This is a genomic window from Rhizobium ruizarguesonis (assembly GCF_012349115.1).
Classification (GTDB): domain Bacteria; phylum Pseudomonadota; class Alphaproteobacteria; order Rhizobiales; family Rhizobiaceae; genus Rhizobium; species Rhizobium ruizarguesonis.
The window spans coordinates 53832-74941 of sequence record NZ_PQIG01000088.1; the positions used below are offsets into that span (position 1 = coordinate 53832).

Below are 21110 nucleotides of genomic sequence, written 5' to 3' on the forward strand. Positions count from 1 at the left end.
ATGCAACCATTTGGTTGCCTATAAGGGGCAAAATAGGCAACCAAATGGTTCCATATAAAGACATGGATGATGATACGGTTTTCCGGGCTCTGGCGGATGCGAGCCGGCGGCAGTTGCTAGATCGGCTGTATGCGAGGAACGGCCAGACTCTGGCTGAGCTCTGCGAGGGGCTTACGATGACGCGCCAGGCCGTGGCCAAACATATTGCGATCCTGGAGGAGGCGAGCCTCGTTTCGTCGCAGCGCCAGGGCCGGGAGAAACTGCACTTCATCAATCCCGTGCCGATCAACGAGATCGCGCAACGATGGATCAACAAATTCGAGCGGCAGCAACTGAATGCGCTCGCCGATCTGAAGCAGACTCTCGAAGGCAAGGGCGGCCACTAGATCCGGGCCTAGCCATCGGGGAGTACGTAGTCCTGGCGAAAAGGGAGTATCATCATGGCTGGCAGCACATATAACTATGTCACCTTTATCCGCACGACGCCGGAGCAGCTCTGGGCGGCGCTGACAACGGCCGAGTTCATGAAGAAATTCTGGCTCGGCGCCCATTTCGAGACCGAGTGGAGGGCAGGCGCTGCCTGGAAGCTTCTGTTCGAGGACGGATCAGTCGCGGATACCGGCGAGATCCTGGAATGCGATCCGCCGAAACGGCTCGTATTGAAGTGGCGAAACGAGTTCATGCCGGAGCTGAAGGCCGAGGGCTATTCGCAATGCGTGATGGAGATCGAGGCGGTCAACGATACGGCCACCAAGCTGACGGTGACCCATTCCATCGCAGTCGAGAATTCCAAGCTTATCAACGCCGTTTCCGGCGGCTGGCCACGCATTCTCTCCAACCTCAAGTCGCTGATCGAGACCGGCGAAGTGGTGCTGCCTCCCAAAAAATAAGGCAAACGTCATAGCGCGATGGGTGGATTTCCACCCATCGCCAGAGCTGTTTGTTTCCAAATCGACCCATGCTGCATCGCACTGTTGTAAAATCGTCTTTCGAAAGCGACTGCAATGATTGCGGGTCGATTTTTCCAGGCGGCAAATAGGTTATCCGAACCGGCGCGGAGGATGTGTCGGCGGGCTTGCTTATTTCATCAGGGAGGAAACGATGAAAATTCTGAAGGCCATGCTCGGCCTGACCGCGGCTGCCGCGGTCTCTCTTCTCGCCGCCGCCGCTTCGGCGCAGACCTATCCCGAGCGCACCATCACCATGGTCGTGCCGTTTGCGGCCGGCGGCCCGACCGACACCGTCGCGCGCCTGGTCGCCGAATCCATGTCGAAGGATCTCGGCCAGCAGATCGTCGTCGAAAATGTCGGCGGCGCCGGCGGCACGCTCGGTGCTGGCCGCGTGGCGAGTGCCGATCCCGACGGTTACACCATCCTGCTGCACCATATTGGCATGGCGACCAGCGCTACGCTCTACCGCAAGCTCGCCTACGACACGCTCGGCGCCTTCGACTATGTCGGCCTCGTCACCGAGGTGCCGATGACGATCGTTGCCCGTAAGGACATGGAGCCGGCCGACCTCAAGGGGCTGATCGACTACATCAAGGCGAACAAGGACAAGGTGACGGTCGCCAATGCCGGCATCGGTGCGGCCTCGCATCTCTGCGGCATGATGTTCATGAGCGCCATCCAGACGCCGCTCACGACCGTTCCCTACAAGGGCACCGGCCCTGCCATGACCGATCTGCTCGGCGGTCAGGTCGATGTCATGTGCGATCAGACGACCAACACGACGAAGCAGATTCAGGGCGGCACGATCAAGGCCTATGCCGTGACCTCGCCCAAGCGGCTCGACGTGATGAAGGATATTCCGACAGCCGTCGAAGCCGGGCTGCCGGGTTTTGAAGTCGGCATCTGGCACGGCATCTATACGCCGAAGGGCACGCCGGCTGAGATCAACGAACGTCTGTCGAAGTCGCTGCAGGTCGCGCTGAAGGATCCGAATGTCGGCGCCCGCTTCGCCGAGCTCGGCACGGCGCCATCCTCCGATGCCGATGCGACGCCGGCTGCGCTGAAGGCCAAGCTCGAAAGCGAGATCGCCCGCTGGAAGCCGATCATCGAGGCCGCCGGCGAGTATGCCGACTGAGGATCATGTCCTCGTCCAGGACATGCCGGATGAGCCCCTCACCCTAACCCTCTCCCCGTGCACGGGGAGAGGGAACATGCGTGATTCAACGGCGGTGGAGGCGAAGGGTTTGCGGCATATCCCCTTCTCCCCGCGTGTGGGGGCCGAAGGACGGGTCGAGACCCGTGGCTCGACCCCGGTTAGTGCCGGCAGGCGGATGAGGGGATACTTCCTTTGTGACCGCGTCACATCAACCATCTCCAACCCAGGAGACACCATGAAGTCCATCAGTTTCGATACCACCAATGCGATCTGCGGCGCGCTTTTTGTCGCGACCGGTGCTTTCTTCGCCATCCAGTCGCTGGGGCTCGACCTCGGCACGGCGGTGCGCATGGGGCCTGGTTATTTTCCGCTGGTGCTTGCCGGCGTGCTCGTGCTTCTCGGCGCGATCATCTTCATTCAGGCCCTCCGCGTCGAGGGCGAGCCGATCGACCCGTTTGCCTGGCGCGGCATGCTTTTCATCCTGCCGGCACCGGTGTTCTTCGGGCTGACGGTGCGCGGTCTCGGATTTGCACCGTCACTATTCCTCACCGCCTTCATCGCCTGCTTCGCATCGCAAAAGATGAACGTGTTCTTCGCGATCGTGCTGTCGCTGCTGCTGACCATCTTTTCGGTCGCGGTCTTCAGCTACGGGCTCGGCCTGCCGTTCGAGCGCTTCGGCCCCTGGGTCCGATTCTAGGAGACGATGATGGATCTTTTCAGCAATCTTGCGCTCGGCTTTGCAACAGCCGGCACTCCGGAAAACCTGTTCTTCTGCCTGATCGGCGTGTTGCTCGGCACGCTGATCGGCGTGCTGCCCGGGATCGGCGCTACGGCGACGATCGCAATGCTCCTGCCGATCACCTTCCAGCTTGAACCGGTTTCCTCTCTGATCATGCTCGCCGGCATCTATTACGGCGCCCAGTATGGCGGCTCGACGACGGCGATCCTCATCAACATGCCGGGCGAATCCTCCTCGGCCGTCACCGCGATCGACGGCTACCAGATGGCTCGCAAGGGCAGGGCGGGGGCAGCGCTTGCGATCGCGGCCCTCGGCTCATTCTTCGCCGGCACCGTGTCGACCTTCCTCGTCGCGATCTTCGCGCCGCCGCTCACCGCAATTGCGCTGCAATTCGGCTCGGCAGAATATTTCTCGCTGATGGTCGTCGGTCTCGTTTCCTCGATCGCTCTCGCGCACGGCTCTGTCGTCAAGGCGCTGGCGATGGTGGCGCTCGGGCTGCTACTCGGCCTCGTCGGCACCGACATCTATACCGGCACGCCGCGCTTCACGCTCGGCATCCGCGAATATGCCGACGGGCTGAACTTCGTGGCGCTCGCCGTCGGCGTCTTCGGGGTTGCCGAAATCCTTCGCAACCTCGAGGGCGAGTCGACACGCACGGTGCTGATGGCCAAGGTGTCCGGCCTCTTGCCGTCCCGCCAGGAATTCAAGGAGATGATCGCACCCGTCATTCGCGGCACGGCGATTGGCTCGGCGCTCGGCATCCTGCCGGGTGGCGGTGCAATCCTTGCCTCCTTCGCCTCCTATACGGTGGAAAAGCGAATGTCGAAGACGCCGGAGGAATTCGGCAAGGGTGCCGTTGCCGGTGTCGCAGGACCGGAATCGGCAAACAATGCCGGTGCGCAGACCTCGTTCATTCCGCTCTTGACGCTCGGCATTCCGGCCAATCCCGTCATGGCGCTGATGATCGGTGCGATGATCATCCAGGGCATCGTGCCCGGTCCGAACGTCGCCACCGAGCAGCCGGCGCTGTTCTGGGGCATCATCGCCTCGATGTGGATCGGCAACCTGATGCTCGTCATCCTCAATCTGCCGCTGATCGGGCTCTGGGTGAAACTGCTGACCGTGCCTTACTACGTGCTCTTCCCCGTCATCATGGCCTTCTGCTCGATCGGGGTCTACAGCGTCAACGCCAATGTCTACGACCTCTATGCCGTCGCCTTCTTCGGGCTCATCGGCTATGTGTTGGCGAAGCTTCGCTGCGAGCCGGCGCCGCTCCTGCTCGGCTTCGTGCTCGGGCCGCTGCTCGAGGAGAACCTGCGTCGCGCCATGATCCTGTCGCGCGGCGATCCCACCACCTTCGTCACGCGACCGATCAGCGCCATTCTCCTGGCGATTGCGGCCGCGGTCCTCATCGTCGTCTTCCTGCCTAGCGTCAAGAAGAAGCGCGAGGAGGTGTTCGTCGAGGAAGCCTGAGGGGTTGAACTTGTGGGCCGTTTGATGAACAACGGATGATCTGACGCGGGCGCCGGTTGGGCGCCCGTTTCGCTTGACAGGATATCCAGGCCCATGAGCATTGCCCGATGAGCATCCCCGCCCGGATCAAGGACGATCTGCCTTTTCTCACCTCCCTGCGCCGCGATCTGCACGCCCATCCCGAACTCGGTTTCGAGGAGGAACGCACCGGCAGCATCGTCGCGACCCTTATCGAAGAGGCCGGTATTGCGGTGCATCGCGGTCTTGGCGGCACCGGCGTGGTCGGCACGCTGCAGATCGGCAACGGCACACGCAGGATCGGGCTCCGCGCCGACATGGATGCGCTTGCCATGCCTGAGATGGCGGAGCGGCCTTATAAATCGACAGTGTCAGGCAAGATGCATGCCTGCGGTCATGACGGGCATACGGCGATGCTCCTCGGCGCCGCGCGGCATCTGGCGGCGACACGGAATTTTTCCGGCACGGTGCATTTCATCTTCCAGCCGGCCGAAGAAGGGCGAGGCGGGGCAAGGCGCATGGTCGAGGACGGGCTGTTTCAACTTTTTCCCTGCGATGCCGTCTATGGGCTGCACAACGTGCCTGGGCTTGCGGTCGATGAGATCGCCGTGGTCGAGGGGCCGCAGCTTGCCTCCTCCGACAGCTGGCGGATTACCTTCCGCGGGACCGGCACGCACGGCGCCAAGCCGCATCTTGGCCGCGATCCGATCACGGCCGCCGGCACCTTCCTGTCATCGCTGCAGACGATTGTCGGACGGGTGGTCGATCCGCTGCAACCGGCGGTCGTCAGCGCCTGTTTCCTGCAGGCGGGCGACCCAAAGGCGCTGAACGTCATTCCTGATATCGTCGAGATTGGCGGGACGGCGCGGGCCTATTCGCCTGAGGTGCGCGATCAGCTCGAGACCGAGATCGGACGCTTGGCGCATGGCACGGCGGCCATGTACGGCATTGCCGTGGACTATGCATTCGAGCGGCGAATTCCGCCTGTCGTCAACGATGCGGATGCGACGGCGCGGGCGCTTGGTGCGGCTGGTGCGGTCTTTAATGAGAAGGTGCGGACAAGCTTTCCGCCATCGACGGCGGGAGACGATTTCGCCTTCTTCGCGCAGAATGCGCCGGGCTGCTATGTCTGGCTCGGCAACGGTCCGGCGGTGGACGGGGCGCTGCACCATAATACGGCTTATGATTTCAACGATGAAGCGCTTGGATATGGGGCGGCTTACTGGGTTGCGTTGGTCGAGCGGGAATTGAAGGTCTAGATGGAGTTTGAGGTGGCGGGGACGCACGCCCTTTGTATGTGGTCTGTGCGCCTCGGCTTACATAATCTCCAGCACCGGACTCTCAAGCACTTTCCCCGTCACCACATCGGCAATTCCCCGATCCGTCTGGTGCGGGCCGGCATTGCAGGCGAGCGTTGCGCCGAAGCAGGCCTTGAAGACCAAATAGGGCGGCTTCCACTTGACGATCTTTTCCATTGCACTGCGGATGCTGACGAAGGCCAAGGCGGTGTCCTTCAGCGATGCATCCGTCACCAGACCGGAGAGCGGCAGCGGCAGCATCGCTTCGATCCGGCCGTCCCTGGCGACCGCCATGCCGCCACCGGCTGATATGACGGCGTTGGCGGCGAGCGCCATGTCGCCCGCATTGCCGCCGAAGACGGTGAGGTTGTGGCTGTCATGCGAAACGGTGGTGCAGAAGGCGCCGCGCCATTCACCCCAGCCGGTGAGGAAACCGATGCGCGGGGTACCGTCGGTTTTGCCGTGGCGATGGGTGACTGAGATCATGGCACTGCCGGCCGGCGGCACGACGAACCCGTCCCTGACCGCCGTTTCGGCCTCGCCCCATTGCGTGAAGCGCGCGCGGTCGATGGTGGCGACGCGGACGCGCTCGCCCTGCGCCGGAATGCGGAAATCATTCTCGGTCAGCGGCGGCAGCTTCACCGAATTGACAAGCGGCGCCGTATCAATCTGCTTGACGGCCACCTGCATGCTGCCGTTGCGGGCGACGAGGCGGCCGCCTGATATCACCAGCCGCGCGCGGAATTCCGTGAGGTTGTCGAAGAGCACGATGTCGGCGCGGCGGCCGGCGGCGACAAGGCCGAGATCGGGACGCTGCAGACGTTGTGCGGCATTGAAGGTCGCGGCACGGATGGCCCATTCCGGCTTCATGCCGTAGCGTACCAGGCGCCTGATGACGTCGTCGAGGCCGCCGCCTTCCTGGAGTTCGTCGGGAAAGACGTCGTCGGTGCAGAGCGTGACGGTGGGAGGCAGGTGGCCGAGACCGTTCAGCACCTCGACGAACTCCTTCAGCAGATGGTCGTGAGAGCCGCGCAGCTCGATCGTCAGGCCGGCGGAAAGCTTGGCGAGGAGATCGGTGCCGGAGGTAAGTTCGTGGTCGGAGGTGATGCCCGATGCAATGAAGGCGTTGAGATCGGCGCCTTCGAGGCCGCGGGCATGGCCGCAAACGAGCTTGCCGGCGGCAAGGCCGGCATTGACGATGGCCGTCATGCGCGGATCGCCGTCGATGATGCCGCGCATGTTCATGACTTCGGCGACGCCGCCGACGGCTGGGGAGCGCAGCATCTCGGCGACGACGGTAGCATCGAAATCGGCGCCGGCAAGTTCCAGGCCTGGCGCGGAAGGCACGCAGGAGGGCGCGAGCAGGATCACGCGCAGTGGCAGGCCGCGCGCCGCCTCGATCGCCCAGCGCACGCCGTCGAGCCCATGGACGTTGCCGAATTCATGCGGATCCCAGACGATCGTAGTCACGCCGCGCGGCAAGACGGCGCTCGCATATTCGGCCGGCGTCACCATCGAACTTTCGACATGCATGTGCGTGTCGATCAGGCCGGGCGTCAGGATGCAGCCCGCCGCATCGATGGTCTCGACGGCATCCGTTCGGCTTGCCGGGGCATGGACGCTGGCGATGAGGGTGCCGACGAGGCCGATATCGGCTTTCCGGATCAGGCCTGTCACCGCATCGAGCAGCCTGCCACCGGTGATTAGCATGTCGAAAGGGGCGTCGCCGCGCGCCGCGGTGACGGCGCGGGCGCGCAAGGCGGGATCATTGAGATCGGCGGGTTCCTGACGAGGGGTGGCGGTCATTTGCGGGCCTCGTTGACCAACGCGGCGAGAATGATGACACGCGCCATGTCGGCATCGATGTCGGCGGCGAATTGGGCATTGAAGGTTGCATGCGTGGCGCGGGTCTCGACGACGGTGCGGCCTCGGGTGAGGGCACCCTGCAGCTCGACGTCGATGCGGGCGGGACGGAAGCTGACGATATCTGGAGCGACGAAGGCGACGGCGGCAGAGGGGTCGTATATCGCCATGGCCGGGCGGCCGCGGCTGGTGCCGATGCGGATATAACCCGAGAACATATCGGCGATCAGCTCGGCATTGGCGCCGCCGGCATGGCGTATCGGTTCGGCGTCTTCGGGCCTTGCCAGCACCTTGCGGCAGAGGTCGAGATCAACCATGCGCAGCGGCAGGCCATGGGCGATGACGATCGACAGGGCTTCCGGATCGGCGAGCGCGTTGAATTCGGCGGAGGCCGTATGGTTGCCGCTGGTGACGCCACCGCCCATCCAGACGAGTTCGGTGATGCGGGCGGCAAGATCGGGCCGGGCAAGCGCCACGGCGGCGATGTTGGTGAGAGGCCCGAGCGCCAGGATGCGGTGCTGGCCCTGGCGCTCCAGCCAACGGCAGAGTGCTGCGAAGGCATCGCTGTCTGCAAGGGCAGCCGCCTGCGGCAGGGTCCTGCCGATGGTCGGGATGCCGGTTTCGCCAAGGATCGCCTGCGCGGTTTCAAGCTGGCCGAGAACGGGCATGGCGCGACCGGTGTGGATCGGGAACTTCCAGCCGAAGGCACTGGCAGCGCCGGCGGCATTTATTCTCACCTGCGGCAGCGGCGTGTTGCCGAAGAGCAGCGATAGGCCGTCGATCTCGAGTTCAGACTGTACCACCACCAGAATGGCGGCGATGTCGTCAAAGCCCATGTCTGTGTCGATCCATACGCCCATGATTTCACCCGAACCGTTTGAGGTTTGCCGCGTCGGCAACCGGCAGATCGAAGGCGAGCACGGTATCGAGGAGAAGTGCTGACGAAGCAATGAGAGCCTTTTTCATCTTATATGTTCTCCATCTCTGAGGTTTTTGGTGCCGGCTTCGCAGGCCCGGATGATTGGCGGACGATCAGCTGCATAGCGACGCGTTCGATCTGCGCGGTCACGAGCCTGCCCTTGCGGATGCTGCTTGTTCTTATGCTATCCACGAGCGCCGACACGGCAATCCCGGCAATCTTATCCATGTCCATCCGGACCGTCGTCAGCGCCGGCGTGACAACAGGCGACCAGATGAGGTCGTCGAAGCCGGTGACGCTGACATCTGCGGGAATGTTGATGCCAGCCTGCTGCAACTCCGTCAGTGCCCGCAACGCCTGCAGGTCGGAGAGGGCGGCAAAGGCGGTGAAACCCTGCCTGACTTTTTCGGCGAGACCGAGTGGGCAGTCACTGCCGTTCTCCTGCTCCAGCCTGTCGATCCACAGGGTTTCCGAATGCATGCCCGGGCGCATGCCGGAGCGAATGCCGCCGGCGCGGTCATTCTGGACGTTGGATTCCTGATTGTTGCCGATGATGAGGATACGGCGATGGCCGAGGCCTGCGAGATGGCCGGCGATTTCGTGGCCGCCCTGCCAATGGTCGGCGGCTACGGTGTTGCCAGGCGTCGAGGGAGTGTCGATGACGGCGACCGGACAGGCCGCGGCCGAAATGCGGGTGGCGCGGCGGGGAATGATGACCATGCCGTCGACGCCGCGCTCGACCAGCCGATTGATCGCCTCGGTCTGGGCGGCGACATCGCCGCGGGAATCGGCGATCAGCACGCCGTAACCGGCGGCGGAGGCAGCGAATTCGATCGCCTGCGCGATCTTCGGGAACAGCGGATTGGCGATATCGGGCAGCACCAGGCCGAGAACGCCGCTGCGGCCGGTCCGCAACGCCCGGCCGGCCTGGCTCGGGACGTAACCCAGCTCGGCTGCATGCTCGCGAATTCTTTCGACCAATGGGCCGGAGACCCGGCCTTTGCCGGAAAGCGCATTGGAGACCGTGGCGACGGAGACGCCGAGCGACGTCGCTATCCTGCTGAGGTTCGGTCCCGGGCGCGATGCTGTCATAATTGACGATCACTCTGATTAATCGTTTAACCAGATTGATAGCTTAGCTTTTTCCGCGTGTCGAATCTGAATTCATCTTATGCGCAATTATTCGGTTACGGCATGCGACAGGCAAGAAAAAGCCCCGCGAGACGATCGCGAGGCTTTGTGTTCCTCAGGTCGATTGCAGCAGCTGTCAGCCCTTGACAGTCACAACCTTCGCCGCCGGTGCGGTCGTCTTGCCGCCGGGGGCGAAGCCACCGCCGACTGCGATGTTCAGCGAGACATAATCCTTGGCCATCTGTTGGACGGATGCGGCAAGGCTTGCCTGGGCCAGCGAAACCTGGCGCTGCGCGTCGAGAACGTCGAGCAGCGAGGAGGCGCCGTCCTTGTAGGATGCAGTCGAAAGTTCCAGCGTTTCCTGCGTGGTCTTCACCTGGGCCTGAAGCGCCGCGACCGTTTGTGCGTCACGCCGGACGGCCGAAAGCGCATTCTCGACCTGCTCGACCGCGGTCAGCACCGTCGACTTCCAGTTGAGATAGGCGGTCGCAGCATCGGACTGTGCCGACTTGACGTTGGCGCGAAGGCGGCCACCATCGAAGATCGGCAGGTTGAGCGTCGGGCCGAAGGACCAGGGCGTCAGGCCGCCATGGATGCCACGCTGGTTGATGTAGGACGGCGAGATCGAGCCGCTAAGCGAGATGCTCGGATAAAGCTGCGCCTGGGCAACGCCGATATTGGCCGTTGCGGCGGCAAGATCACGTTCCGCCACGCGGATGTCCGGACGATTGCGGATCAGGTCGGCCGGGATGCCGGAGGTGATGCCGCCGCGGAATACCGGCTGACCGGAGCCCTTCAGCAATTCATCGACAAGAGCCGAAGCCGGCAGGCCGAGCAGCGTGGCGATGTGATGGGCTGATATGCGGATATTGGTTTCGAGGCCGGGAATTTCGGCGAGCGTCGACTGCACCAGGCCTTCGGCCTGAACGACGTCAAGACGCGAGGCGGCGCCAGCTTCAAGCTGGAACTTGGTCAGTTCGTAGGTTTCTTGGCGAGACTTTAGGTTGGCCTTCGAAAGCGCCAGGCGCTGCTGAAAGAAGCGAACGTCGATATAGCTCGAGACAAGGTCCTGTATGAGGGTCAGCCTGGCAACGTCAGCCGATGCGTAAGCGGAATCGAGCGAGGCAAGCGCGCTCTCCGTATTGCGCTTGTAGAGCCCGAAGAGATCGAGCAGCCAGCTCAGCTGGACGTCGCCGGCACTGGTGTTGCGCGTGTCGAGCTGCGTGCGCAGCTCGCCCTTCTGGCCGCTGACCGTCTGCGAGGCGCCGACCGTCAGGCTCGGCAGGCCGCCGGCGCCGGCGGTGGTGACGTTTGCGGAAGCTGCATTGATTCTTTCGATCGCCTGCTGAACTGTCAGGTTCTGATCGAGGCCGGCCTTGACGTAGCCGTTCAGTCTTGAATCCTTGAAGGCGGTCCACCATGCTGCAGTAGCAACATCGCCATCGCTCTTGGTTCCACCCTCTCCGAATTTGGCGGGCAGCGGCATCTCAGGAGGAACATGATCTGGGCCCACAACGCAGCCCGACAACAATAACAATAATGCCGGTGTGGCAAAACGAAGAGATACCATTCATTTCATCCTGTACTCGAGCAAGTCAATTCTTGTCCGAAGCTTCATGCTTCACTATCGGCCGCCGCGCTTCGTTCTACCAAAAACACCATTCCGAAGCAGTCGGGCGCAATGTAGCAACGCGAACTGCATTATCACAGTGCATTTATATCACAGTCCTGCCGCATTTTTGCCGCGTGTGGCAAAGATGCGTCGAATGACGACGAAAAACGACGGCACGAAGAAAATTCCGAGCATCGTCGCCGCCAGCATGCCGCCGAGAACGCCAATGCCGATGGCATTCTGTGCCGCCGAGCCCGCGCCTGTGGCGATTGCCAGCGGCACGACGCCGAGAATGAAGGCAAGCGAGGTCATGATGATCGGCCGCAGCCGCAATCTCGCTGCTTCCAATGTCGCCTCGTAGAGCCCCATGCCGCTTTCCATACGATCCTTGGCGAATTCGACGATCAGAATGGCGTTTTTCGCCGCCAGCCCGATGGTGGTGAGCAGGCCGACCTTGAAATAGACGTCGTTCGCCTGGCCGAACAGAGTTGCCGCCGTCAGCGCTCCGAGGATGCCGACGGGCACCGCCATGATCACCGAGAAGGGGATCGACCAGCTTTCGTAAAGCGCCGCCAGGCAAAGGAAGACGACGAGAACCGAGATCGCGTAGAGCATCGGCGCCTGCGAACCGGAAAGCCGCTCCTGATAGGAGATGCCCTGCCAGGCGACCGTATAACCGCCGCCGAGTTCATTGGTCAGTGCTTCCATTTCGTTCATCGCATCGCCGGAGGATACTCCGGGAGCGGATGCGCCGTCGAGCGGAATGGCGCTGACGGCATTGAAGCGGGCAAGCGAAGGCGCGCCCTTCACCCACTCCGTCCGGGTAAAGGCGGAGAAAGGCACCATTTCGCCGTCATTGTTGCGGGCATACCAGTGGTTGAGATCGCTCGGCTGCATGCGGAAGGGCGCATCGCCCTCGACATAGACCGGCTTGATCTCGCCGTTCAGCGTGAAGTCGTTGACGTCCCGGCCGGTGAAGATGATCGACAGCATCGAATTGACCGAGGCGATGTCGACGCCCATGGCGCCAATCTTCTCCTGATCGAGCACGATGCGCATCTGCGGCTCGACTTCCTTGTTGCTGCTGCGCAGCGCCACGATCTTGCCTGACGTGTTGCCCATCTGGACCAGCCGCTTGGAGGCGGCCGTCAGGGCATCGTTGCCATGGCCGCCGGTGTCGACGAGATACATCGAGAAGCCGCTCGAGACGCCAAGCCCCTGGATCGCCGGCGGCAGCAGCGCGAAGACCTGCGCCTCGCGGATCGCAAAGAAGCTGCGCAGCGCACGGTTGACAACCGATTGGGCGCTCAGCGTCGGATCGGTGCGCTGTGCGAATTCCTTGAGCTTGGTGAAGACGATGGCGCTGTTCTGGCCGGAACCGCTGAAACCGAAGCCGAGCGCGCCGAAGACGGAATCGACGGCATCCTTCTCGTTTTCACGATAATATTTCTCGACCTTCTCGACGACCGCCTGGGTCTGCTGCGTGGTCGAGCCCGGCGGTGTGGTGACGATGGTCAGCAGCACGCCCTGGTCTTCCTGCGGCAAGAAGGAGCTCGGTAGACGGGTGAAGAGATAAGCGCAGCCGGCGCCGACCAGAAGGAAGACCAGCATGACGCGGATCGGTCGCTTCAGCAGATAGCCGATGGCGCTGATATAGCCGTTGGTCGAGCGCGTGAAGTTGCGGTTGAACCAGTCGCCGACGCGGTGCTTCCTGTGTTCGCCGACCGGCTTCAGCATTGTGGCGCAAAGTGCAGGCGTCAGCACGAGGGCGACGAGCGCCGACAGCAGCATGGCTGAGACGATGGTGATTGAGAACTGCCGATAGATGATGCCGGTCGAACCGCCGAAGAAGGCCATCGGAATGAAGACGGCGGTGAGGACGAGCGCGATGCCGACAATGGCGCCGGTGATCTCGCCCATCGATTTTTCCGTTGCTTCGAGCGGCGAAAGCTTTTCTTCGGACATGATGCGTTCGACGTTTTCGACGACGACGATGGCGTCGTCGACGAGAAGGCCGATCGCCAGCACCATGGCGAACATCGTCAAGGTATTGATCGAGTAGCCGGTGACCGCCAGCACCCCGAAGGTGCCGAGCAGCACCACGGGAACGGCAATCGTCGGGATCAGCGTCGCACGAAGATTCTGCAGGAAGACGAGCAGCACCACGAAGACGAGCACGATCGCTTCGATCAGCGTGTGGACAACTTTCTCGATCGACAGTTCCACGAAGGGTGTCGTGTCATAGGGATAGGTGATCTCCACGCCCGCCGGCAGGCCACGGCCGATAACCTCAAGCGCGGAGCGCACGCGGGCGGCGGTATCGATGGCGTTGGCGCCGATCGCAAGGTTGACGGCAAAACCGGTTGACGGCTGGCCGTTGTACCGAGAACTGCCGCCGTAGCTTTCCTGACCGATCTCGATGCGCGAGACGTCGCTCAAGCGCACCGTCGCGCCGTCCTTTTCGACCTTCAGGATGATATGTTCGAAATCGGCGACAGTGGTCAGCTGGCTTTGGGCGGTGATGGTGACGTTGATCTGCTGGCCGGGGATCGTCGGCTGAGCACCGAGCGAACCGACGGAGACCTGGGTGTTCTGGGCTTGGATGGCAGACGTCACGTCGCTCGGCGTCAACTGGTATTTCAGCAGCTTGAACGGATCGAGCCAGACGCGCATGGCGTATCCCGAACCGAAGACATTGATGCTGCCGACGCCTTCCAGGCGCTGGATCTGATCCTCGATCGAGGTCGACATGATATTGCCGAGGTCGACAGAATTGCGCTTGCCGTCGGTCGAAACGAGCGAGCCGACCAGAAGGATGCTCGAGGTCGAGCGGGTGACGCTGATGCCGGCATCGATGACGTCGCTTGGAAGCTGCGACTGAACCAGCTGCAGCTTGTTCTGCACCTGCACCTGGGCGATATCGGGGTCGGCGCTCGTCCCGAAAGTGAGCTGGATGCTGGCCGAACCCGTCGATGAGGTCGAGGTCATGTAGGTGAGGTCGTCGAGGCCGGTCATGCCGTCTTCGATGATCGTGGTCACCGATTTCTCGACAGTCTCGGCGCTGGCGCCGCGATAGGTGGCGTTGATACGAACCGTCGTCGGGGCGATGTCGGGATATTGCGAGATCGACAGCGTGAAGATCGCCAGCAGGCCGGCGAGCATGATGGTGATCGCAATGACCCAGGCGAAAATCGGACGTCGGATGAAAAACTTGGCCATCGGTTGTTCCTGTGCGGCTGAGACGGTGACGATGCGAGGCTGCAGCGATTATTATTTCGCTGCGGGCTTCTGCGCGTCACCGGCCGCGGGCTGCTCGGCAGGCACGACCACGCCGTTGTCGTTGATCTTCATCGGGACCGGCTTCACCGGCATGCCGGAGGTGATCGATTGCAGGCCGCTCACGATCAGCTGATCGCCGTCCTTGATGCCTTCGGTCACGAGCCAGGAATTGTTGGAGGGCGAGCTGTTCTCGAAGGCGCGGGTTTCGACCTTGCCGTCGGCGGAAACGAACTGTGCCGTCAGCCGGCCGTTGGCGTCACGGCTCGTCGCCAGCTGCGGCAGCGCATAACCGGCCTCGGCGCCGAGCTCGACGGTTGCGCGGACATACATTCCGGGCAGCACGATACGGTCAGGATTGGGAAAGAGCACGCGGATGATGAAGGTGCCTGTGGTCTCACTGACCACCTGCTTCGACATGTCGAGCTTGCCCTGCTGGTTGTATTCCTTGCCGTTTTCGAGGATCAGATGGAAGACGACATTGGCTTCGCCCTTGATGTCGCCGGCGGCCATCGCATCGCGCAGCTTCAAGAGGTTGGTGCTCGATTCCGTCAGCGAGATGTAGATCGGATCGAGCTGGCGGATCGTCGTCAGCGCCGTCGTCTGGTTGGCAGAGACGACGTTGCCGACATTGACGGCCGTCTGGTCGATGATGCCATCGAAAGGGGCGACGATCCTGGTGTGGTCGAGGTCGATCTGTGCGGCGGCGAGTGCGGCCTTCGCCGACTCGACTTCGGCCTTGGCCTGAAGCAGCGTCGTCTTGGCCGTTTCGAATTCGATCTGGGTGGCGCCGCTGCCGACGAGGCGCTGGTAGCGGTCGAGATTGCTTTCGGCGCTCGGCACGCTGGCCTGCGCCTTGGAGATCGCCGCCTTGGCCTGCTCGACGGCAGCAATATAGGGTGCATCCTCGATCTGATAGAGAAGGTCGCCCTTCTTGATCTCACCGCCGTCCTTAAAGGCGACCTCGCGGATCAGGCCGCTGACCTGAGGCCGGATATCTGCTGTCTGAAATGTCTCGGCGCGGCCCGGCAGGATCGTGGTGATCGGGAAGGTACCCTTCGTCAGCGTGATGACGCCGACCGGGGCAGCCTGCTGCGCCGCGCCTGCACCCGCATTGCCGGCGGGCTTGGAGCCACTGTCGCTGCAGGCGGCGAGAAGGGCTGCGAATGCCAGGGCCGAGGAGATGAGGAGGGCACGGCGTATCATGCTGAATTCCTGTGCGGTGGCAATCGCCGTTCAATCCACGAGCTCGGCCCACGGGCTCGGCTGGGCCGAGCACAGGCTTATATAAGCGTCAGGATTGGGTTGGCTTCAAATGCCGTTATCCGAATTTAAGAAAAGCTTTACGAAGTGACGTAATTCAGCAATCATCACTTAGCAAGCGCTATTTTGCAGTGCGGCATCGACGAAACACACGATTTTTTCGGCGCGGTGCACGAGTGTCTCCTTGTCGTCGCGAGCGATCAGGACAGGGTGCAGCACGCAGGCCAGGACGTCTGCGACGGTATGCGCCGCGCTCTCGGGATCGCGGCAATGATAACTTCCCTCCGCCATGCCTTCGCGGATGATCTCGCCGAGCTTCACCTCGATGCGGGCGCGATAGCGATTGCCGGCCTCGAGTTTGGCTTCGATCGTCGAAAGTACCATTTCGAAGATGTAAGGGTTCTTCTGGATGTCCTGCAGGTGGCTTTCCAGCAGGCGCAGGATGAAGCGGAGCAGTTGTTCCTTTGGCGGTAACTTCTCATCGAAGGCGGCGAAGCGCTCGGCGGCATCGTCGAGATGGCGTCCGGCGATCGCATCGACGAGCGCGACCTTGGAACGGAAATGCTTGAAGACATTGGCGGGCGACATGTGGAGCGCGCCGGCGATATCGGCGATCGACACCGCAACGAAGCCCCGCTCGCGGAACAGCATCTCCGCCATGGAGAGAATGTCTTCCCGCGTTTCCTCGGCCTTGCGTCTTGGCCTTCTTGCCATTTGTTCCCCGCCGGGCTGAGCCCGATACCCCTTTTTTCCGATGCTAGCGCATAACCCCGAAAATCGGAATCGATTTTCGGAAAGGATTATGCGCCAATTCAAAGTGATAGAGCGTCCTTAGCGCGTCCTGTTGGACGCGCGGCGCCCTAGCGCCATTGGGCGAAACGCCGCAGGCCGGTGAACGGCGCGGCGGCTTTCGTGTGCCGCGATTTTAAGGGAAATAGCGGGCGAGGTTGGTTCGGATACGGGCAAGCGGCGTCTCGCCGTTGTTGTCGGGAGCAAAACGCTCACCGGTGATCGCCTCGTAGGCTTTGATGTAGACGGCCGAGGTCTGCTCGATCAGTTCGGCGGGGATTTCCGGGATCTCGTCCTTATAGGGATCGCAACGCTCCGCCACCCAGCCGCGGACGAAATCCTTGTCGAAACTTTCCGGGCGTTTTCCGGCGGCAAAGCTTGCCGGATAGCTTTCGGCAAGCCAGTAGCGGCTGCTGTCCGGCGTGTGGATCTCGTCGGCGAGGATAATGTTGCCGTCACCGTCGGTGCCGAACTCGTACTTGGTATCGACCAGGATCAGGCCGTTTTTCGCCGCCATCTCCTGGCCGCGGGCAAAGAGGGCGAGTGCATATGTCGACAGCGTCTGCCATTGCTCTTTCGTGAGAAGGCCACGCGTGACGATTTCCGCCGGCGTCAGCGGTTCATCGTGACCGCCGTCGAATTCCTTGCTGGTCGGCGTGATGACGGGTTCCGGCAGGATCTGGTTGTCGCGCATGCCGTCGGGCAGACGCATGCCGTACATCTCGCGTTCGCCCTTTTTATAAAGCGTCAGGATCGAGGTGCCGGTGGTGCCGGCGAGATAACCGCGCACGACGATTTCGACCGGGAGGATGTCGAGCCGCTTGCCGATGACGACATTCGCATCGGGATAGTCGAGAACGTGGTTCGGGCAGATGTCCTTCGTCGCCTCGAACCAGTAGCGCGCCGTCTGTGTCAGCACCTGGCCCTTATAGGGGATGCAGGTGAGGATGCGGTCGAAAGCGCTCAGCCGGTCGGTGCTGATAATAATGCGGCGTCCGTCCGGAAGATCGTAATTCTCGCGCACCTTGCCGCGATAATAGTTCGGCAATTCCGGGAAATGGGCTTCGGAGAGAATTCGCACGGCGCTCGACTGTCCTTAATTATTGGGTGAAGACTTCCTGCTCTAGTTTCATTGCTGGGGAAGTCAAGTCGATCGGGTATCGCATCACAGCCAGAACAGAGCGGTAAGAAGCAGGGCGAGGCCGCAACTTGTGACGGCAAGCGGCCAGCCGGCGCGCAGGAAATCGCCGAAGCGATAGCCGCCGATTCCCATTGCCAGTGTGTTGTTGTGATGGCCGAAGGGCGTCAGGAAATCCAGGGAGGCGCCGGCGGCGACTGCGATCAGATAGGCGTCAGGCGCATGCCGGCCGGCTCTTGCGAATTCCAGTGCGATCGGGGTCAGGACGATTGCGACCGTCGCGTTGTTGACGAAAGGCGTCAATGCCATGGCGAGGAAGAGGATGAGGGCGATGCCGATGAGCGGATGGGTAATCGGCACGACGAGGCTCAGCCAGCCGGCGATGGTCTCGGCCGCTCCGGTGCTCGCCACCGCCTGGCCGATCGGGATCATCGCCGCGAGCATGATGATGATCGGCCAATTGAGATCGGCCATCGCCTGGCGGATGTTGAGGTGATTGAGCAGGGCGAGCGCGAGCACGACACCGGCAAAAGCGACGTCGGGACGCAGGCCGGCCGCGGAGGCGGCGACGCCGCAGGCAAAGAGCGCGAAGGGCCGCCAGGAGAGCAGAGCCGGTTCGGCCGGGGCTGTCGAGGCGAGCGGCAGGCACTCGCTTTCCTCCAGCGCTTCGGCAATCGCCGCACGCGGCCCCTCGAGCGTCAATATATCGCCGATTGACAATTGCAGGTCGAGGAAGCGGCCCTCGATGCGCGGCGCGCGCATGGAAAGAGCGGTGACAGCAACGCCGCGAGAATGGAAGACTTCAAGCGAGCGGACGCGCGAACCGACCAGCGTGCTTTCCGGCATGACCACGGCTTCGATACGGGTGAAATCCGGCTGCAGACCAAGCGCGTGGGCGTCGGCCGTCAACGCCTGTGTGGCGGCAAGATCGGCAAAGGTCACATCGGCGCCCTCGGCAAGCAGTACGTCGCCGGGTTCGATCACCAACTGGTCGAGTGGGCCGAATGCAAAGTTGTCGTCGCGGATCAGCGCGTACGGCTTGATGGCGAACCGTGCCGGGCAATCGGAAAGCCTTGCGCCGATCAGCGGTGAGACGTCAGGGATGCGACGCTCGACGACGATGCGCCGCGCCGCCGGGGAGATCGTTGCTGGTGTTTCGTCGGCTTCCGGAAACAGGCGCTGCACACGAAAGGCGATGAGCAGAATGCCAACGATTGCGACCGGAAGGCCGACATAGGCGAAATCGAAGAAGCGAAAGCCGGTTCCGGTCGTCTTGGTAAGCGCATTGCTGACAAGCAGGTTGCCCGGCGTACCGATCAGCGAAACGAGGCCGCCGAGCAAGGCCGCGAACGAGACCGGCATGACGAGTTGGCGGCGGGGGATCGTCAGGACCGTGCCAAGGCGCAACGCCACCGGCAGGGTGATCGCAAAGGCGCCTATGTTGTTCATGAAGATGGACATGAAGCCGGCGAGCGAGGAAGTGCTGGCGATGACCTTGAACCTCGAAGGCCTTGCGGCCGCGAAACGGGCGGCGAGACTGTCGAAGAGCTTGGCGCGCGCCAGCACCTGGACGATCAGCAGGATCTCGACGACGGTGATGACGACGGGACTGGCGAAGCCCGTGAAGATCTGGTCGGCGGGATAAAGGCCGAGCGCATAACCGGCAAGCTGGCCGGCGATCGAGACCACCTCGATGCGGATGCGATCGAGCGAGAAGAGAATGAGCATCGCCAGCAGAAGGATCAGCAGGGATGCTTGCTCGAACGACATGGGCGGGTCCGTTGTTTCATCGATCAGGCGGGACTGTAATCGTTCCTCATGCGCTGTACAGAGGCGCCTTCAGGCAAAGATTGAACAATCTCATATCTCGCGTCAGGCTGGTGGTGCCTGCCACCGGCCTCTGGCGTTCTGCTCCAGAATGGGGGTTGCGAAGACGCAGACGGTACGCGCGATCCATTGCCGACCGGCGGCTGCGAGGCTGTCGCGCCAGCGCTCCGATTGCAGCATGGCGGCACCGATAACGACGGGTTCGATACCGCAGCCTGACAGCAGATGAAGACCGGCGACGATCGAGGCGCCGCTGGAAATGACGTCATCGATGAGTGCGACGCGCCGTCCCTGAAGCAGCGGCAGCATGCGCGGATCGATATAGAGGCGTTTCTGCTGTGTCGGCGTGGTAATTGAAGACAGGGCAACGGAGAGCTCGTCGCGATACCAGAATTTGCGCGAGGTGCCGAGCGGAACGTAGCGGTCATGCCCGAGCTTCTGCGCCACGGCGGCGGCGAGCGTCAGGCCGAGCGTCGGCAGGCCGGCGACGACATCGATCCGCATCGGCCTGATCTTTTCGGCAAGGCGTTCGGCGAGCGCATCGAGCACGGCGAAGCTTGCCTGGTTGACGATCAGCGAGGCGAGGGCGTGATCGCCATCGGCCAGCACACGGATCGGCAGGCGAAGCTGACGGCCGTCTTCGAGCACGGCGACATAGAAGGAGGTAAATTCCCCATCGGCGGAAAAGGTGCCGGGCGGGTGAATCTCCTGCCAGAAATCGTGCGGCGCCATCTCCGTCACACCGGTCAATTGCGTCTCGTCCTTTCCATGCCGGTTTTCCGGCGTAGCGCCTGCAATTCCGGTTCGCTCAGCGCACGCACGGCGCCTTTCGGCAGTTCGCCGAGTTCGAGCCCGCCGATTGCGACGCGCACGAGGCGCAGGCATTCGGTTCCGAGCGCCTCCAGCATGCGGCGGATCTGGCGATTGCGACCCTCGTCGAGCTCGACCTCGATCCATGAATTCCTGTCGCCCTGGCGCAGGCGCCGCGCGGCTGTCGCCCTCAGCACCTCGCCATCGTGGCGGATGCCCGATGTCATGGCGGCAATGTCCTCATCATCCATGATGCGGTCGATCTGGACATGATAGGTCTTCGTCACATGCGTGACCGGATCGAGCAGGATCTGGGCGAATTCGGTGTCGTTGGTGAAAAGCAGCAGGCCCTCGCTCGCCTTGTCGAGCCGGCCGACCGGAGAGAGATGCGGGATGTCGAAATCCCTGAGGCAATCATAGACCGTCGGCCTGCCTTCGGGATCGTGGCGGGTGGTGACGAGACCGCGGGGCTTGTTGAGCATCAGATAGATTTTCGCTTCGGCCGCGATGACGAGGCCATCGATACTGATCCTTGCCGTGGCAAGATCGACCCATGCGGAGTTATCGCTGATGGTGCGACCGTCGACCGCAACGCGATTTTCGGCAATCAGACGTTCGGCCTGCGTGCGGGAGCAATAACCGAGCTTGGAAAGGGCGCGGGGAAGGGTAACCCGCTTAGCCGCGGCGTTGTCGGCGGGCTTTGTCCGCTCACGCGTCTTGTGCGGTGGGCGCCGCTCCCTCATCTGCCATCCTTACTGCATAATTCAAAGTGCTACAGCGTCCTTTGCGCGTCTGAAAAAACGCGCGGCGCTGTAGTCCTGCTTTTGCTGCCGCTTTCTTGGCATGAA

17 protein-coding genes are annotated in these 21110 nt (G+C 62.4%); 6 read left to right on the forward strand and 11 right to left on the reverse strand.

Annotated elements, in window-relative coordinates:
• The first annotated feature begins 62 nt into the window (after positions 1-62).
• The 6 genes from C3Y91_RS21455 to C3Y91_RS21480 all read left to right on the forward strand — a co-directional run bounded on the left by C3Y91_RS21455 (position 63) and on the right by C3Y91_RS21480 (position 5595).
• Positions 63-386: an ArsR/SmtB family transcription factor gene (locus C3Y91_RS21455; RefSeq protein WP_130687150.1), complete on the forward strand. Its 324-nt coding sequence runs from the start codon at positions 63-65 to the stop codon at positions 384-386.
• A gap of 54 nt (positions 387-440) precedes the next feature.
• Complete coding sequence (locus tag C3Y91_RS21460) at positions 441-890, forward strand: SRPBCC family protein (RefSeq protein ID WP_018068960.1); 450 nt, start codon at positions 441-443, stop codon at positions 888-890.
• A gap of 211 nt (positions 891-1101) precedes the next feature.
• A complete protein-coding gene (locus C3Y91_RS21465) occupies positions 1102-2085 on the forward strand; it encodes a tripartite tricarboxylate transporter substrate-binding protein (RefSeq protein WP_130686768.1) in 984 nt (327 codons plus the stop codon).
• A 256-nt stretch (positions 2086-2341) separates the two neighbouring features.
• A complete protein-coding gene (locus C3Y91_RS21470; RefSeq protein ID WP_130686767.1) occupies positions 2342-2803 on the forward strand; it encodes a tripartite tricarboxylate transporter TctB family protein in 462 nt (153 codons plus the stop codon).
• A 9-nt stretch (positions 2804-2812) separates the two neighbouring features.
• A complete protein-coding gene (locus tag C3Y91_RS21475) occupies positions 2813-4318 on the forward strand; it encodes a tripartite tricarboxylate transporter permease (protein WP_018068957.1) in 1506 nt (501 codons plus the stop codon).
• 107 nt (positions 4319-4425) lie between these two features.
• Entirely contained in the window at positions 4426-5595 is a 1170-nt protein-coding gene (locus C3Y91_RS21480) for a M20 aminoacylase family protein (protein ID WP_130686766.1), read from the forward strand.
• 57 nt (positions 5596-5652) lie between these two features.
• Here C3Y91_RS21480 and C3Y91_RS21485 read toward each other — a convergent pair whose 3' ends face one another.
• The 11 genes from C3Y91_RS21485 to C3Y91_RS21535 form a co-directional block, all read right to left on the reverse strand.
• Complete coding sequence (locus C3Y91_RS21485) at positions 5653-7440, reverse strand: adenine deaminase (protein WP_130686765.1); 1788 nt, start codon at positions 7438-7440, stop codon at positions 5653-5655.
• Positions 7437-8357: a nucleoside hydrolase gene (locus C3Y91_RS21490; protein ID WP_024323095.1), complete on the reverse strand. Its 921-nt coding sequence runs from the start codon at positions 8355-8357 to the stop codon at positions 7437-7439. The genes C3Y91_RS21485 and C3Y91_RS21490 overlap by 4 nt, the downstream gene beginning before the upstream one ends.
• 107 nt (positions 8358-8464) lie before the next feature.
• Complete coding sequence (locus C3Y91_RS21495; RefSeq protein ID WP_018068952.1) at positions 8465-9508, reverse strand: LacI family DNA-binding transcriptional regulator; 1044 nt, start codon at positions 9506-9508, stop codon at positions 8465-8467.
• A gap of 175 nt (positions 9509-9683) precedes the next feature.
• Positions 9684-11117, reverse strand: coding sequence for an efflux transporter outer membrane subunit (locus tag C3Y91_RS21500; protein ID WP_018068951.1), 1434 nt, complete (start codon positions 11115-11117; stop codon positions 9684-9686).
• Positions 11118-11267: 150 nt separating this feature from the next.
• The gene (locus C3Y91_RS21505) at positions 11268-14378 is read right to left on the reverse strand and encodes an efflux RND transporter permease subunit (RefSeq protein ID WP_024323096.1); all 3111 of its coding nucleotides are present in this window, start codon (positions 14376-14378) and stop codon (positions 11268-11270) included.
• Positions 14379-14429: 51 nt separating this feature from the next.
• Complete coding sequence (locus tag C3Y91_RS21510) at positions 14430-15641, reverse strand: efflux RND transporter periplasmic adaptor subunit (RefSeq protein ID WP_024323097.1); 1212 nt, start codon at positions 15639-15641, stop codon at positions 14430-14432.
• A gap of 168 nt (positions 15642-15809) precedes the next feature.
• Positions 15810-16412: a TetR family transcriptional regulator gene (locus C3Y91_RS21515; RefSeq protein ID WP_018068948.1), complete on the reverse strand. Its 603-nt coding sequence runs from the start codon at positions 16410-16412 to the stop codon at positions 15810-15812.
• A gap of 211 nt (positions 16413-16623) precedes the next feature.
• Positions 16624-17568, reverse strand: a complete 945-nt coding sequence (locus C3Y91_RS21520; protein ID WP_024323098.1) for a phosphoribosylaminoimidazolesuccinocarboxamide synthase — start codon at positions 17566-17568, stop codon at positions 16624-16626.
• 84 nt (positions 17569-17652) lie between these two features.
• Positions 17653-19395 carry an SLC13 family permease gene (locus C3Y91_RS21525; RefSeq protein WP_168575771.1) on the reverse strand — a complete coding sequence of 581 codons (1743 nt, stop codon included), beginning with the start codon at positions 19393-19395 and terminating at the stop codon, positions 17653-17655.
• Positions 19396-19497: 102 nt separating this feature from the next.
• Positions 19498-20184 (reverse strand): phosphoribosyltransferase, encoded by a 687-nt coding sequence (locus tag C3Y91_RS21530; RefSeq protein WP_024323100.1) that lies wholly within the window; start codon positions 20182-20184, stop codon positions 19498-19500.
• Positions 20185-20198: 14 nt separating this feature from the next.
• Positions 20199-21005: a pseudouridine synthase gene (locus tag C3Y91_RS21535; protein WP_018068944.1), complete on the reverse strand. Its 807-nt coding sequence runs from the start codon at positions 21003-21005 to the stop codon at positions 20199-20201.
• Between the last annotated feature and the right edge of the window lie 105 nt (positions 21006-21110).

What these genes read in the sequence shown, in the direction of transcription:
- C3Y91_RS21455 (WP_130687150.1), top strand. Translation starts at nt 63, where the DNA reads ATGGATGATGATACGGTTTTCCGGGCTCTGGCGGATGCGAGCCGGCGG.
- C3Y91_RS21460 (WP_018068960.1), top strand. Translation starts at nt 441, where the DNA reads ATGGCTGGCAGCACATATAACTATGTCACCTTTATCCGCACGACGCCG.
- C3Y91_RS21465 (WP_130686768.1), top strand. Translation starts at nt 1,102, where the DNA reads ATGAAAATTCTGAAGGCCATGCTCGGCCTGACCGCGGCTGCCGCGGTC.
- C3Y91_RS21470 (WP_130686767.1), top strand. Translation starts at nt 2,342, where the DNA reads ATGAAGTCCATCAGTTTCGATACCACCAATGCGATCTGCGGCGCGCTT.
- C3Y91_RS21475 (WP_018068957.1), top strand. Translation starts at nt 2,813, where the DNA reads ATGGATCTTTTCAGCAATCTTGCGCTCGGCTTTGCAACAGCCGGCACT.
- C3Y91_RS21480 (WP_130686766.1), top strand. Translation starts at nt 4,426, where the DNA reads ATGAGCATCCCCGCCCGGATCAAGGACGATCTGCCTTTTCTCACCTCC.
- C3Y91_RS21485 (WP_130686765.1), bottom strand. Translation starts at nt 7,440, where the DNA reads ATGACCGCCACCCCTCGTCAGGAACCCGCCGATCTCAATGATCCCGCC.
- C3Y91_RS21490 (WP_024323095.1), bottom strand. Translation starts at nt 8,357, where the DNA reads ATGGGCGTATGGATCGACACAGACATGGGCTTTGACGACATCGCCGCC.
- C3Y91_RS21495 (WP_018068952.1), bottom strand. Translation starts at nt 9,508, where the DNA reads ATGACAGCATCGCGCCCGGGACCGAACCTCAGCAGGATAGCGACGTCG.
- C3Y91_RS21500 (WP_018068951.1), bottom strand. Translation starts at nt 11,117, where the DNA reads ATGGTATCTCTTCGTTTTGCCACACCGGCATTATTGTTATTGTTGTCG.
- C3Y91_RS21505 (WP_024323096.1), bottom strand. Translation starts at nt 14,378, where the DNA reads ATGGCCAAGTTTTTCATCCGACGTCCGATTTTCGCCTGGGTCATTGCG.
- C3Y91_RS21510 (WP_024323097.1), bottom strand. Translation starts at nt 15,641, where the DNA reads ATGATACGCCGTGCCCTCCTCATCTCCTCGGCCCTGGCATTCGCAGCC.
- C3Y91_RS21515 (WP_018068948.1), bottom strand. Translation starts at nt 16,412, where the DNA reads ATGGCAAGAAGGCCAAGACGCAAGGCCGAGGAAACGCGGGAAGACATT.
- C3Y91_RS21525 (WP_168575771.1), bottom strand. Translation starts at nt 19,395, where the DNA reads ATGTCGTTCGAGCAAGCATCCCTGCTGATCCTTCTGCTGGCGATGCTC.
- C3Y91_RS21530 (WP_024323100.1), bottom strand. Translation starts at nt 20,184, where the DNA reads ATGGCGCCGCACGATTTCTGGCAGGAGATTCACCCGCCCGGCACCTTT.
- C3Y91_RS21535 (WP_018068944.1), bottom strand. Translation starts at nt 21,005, where the DNA reads ATGAGGGAGCGGCGCCCACCGCACAAGACGCGTGAGCGGACAAAGCCC.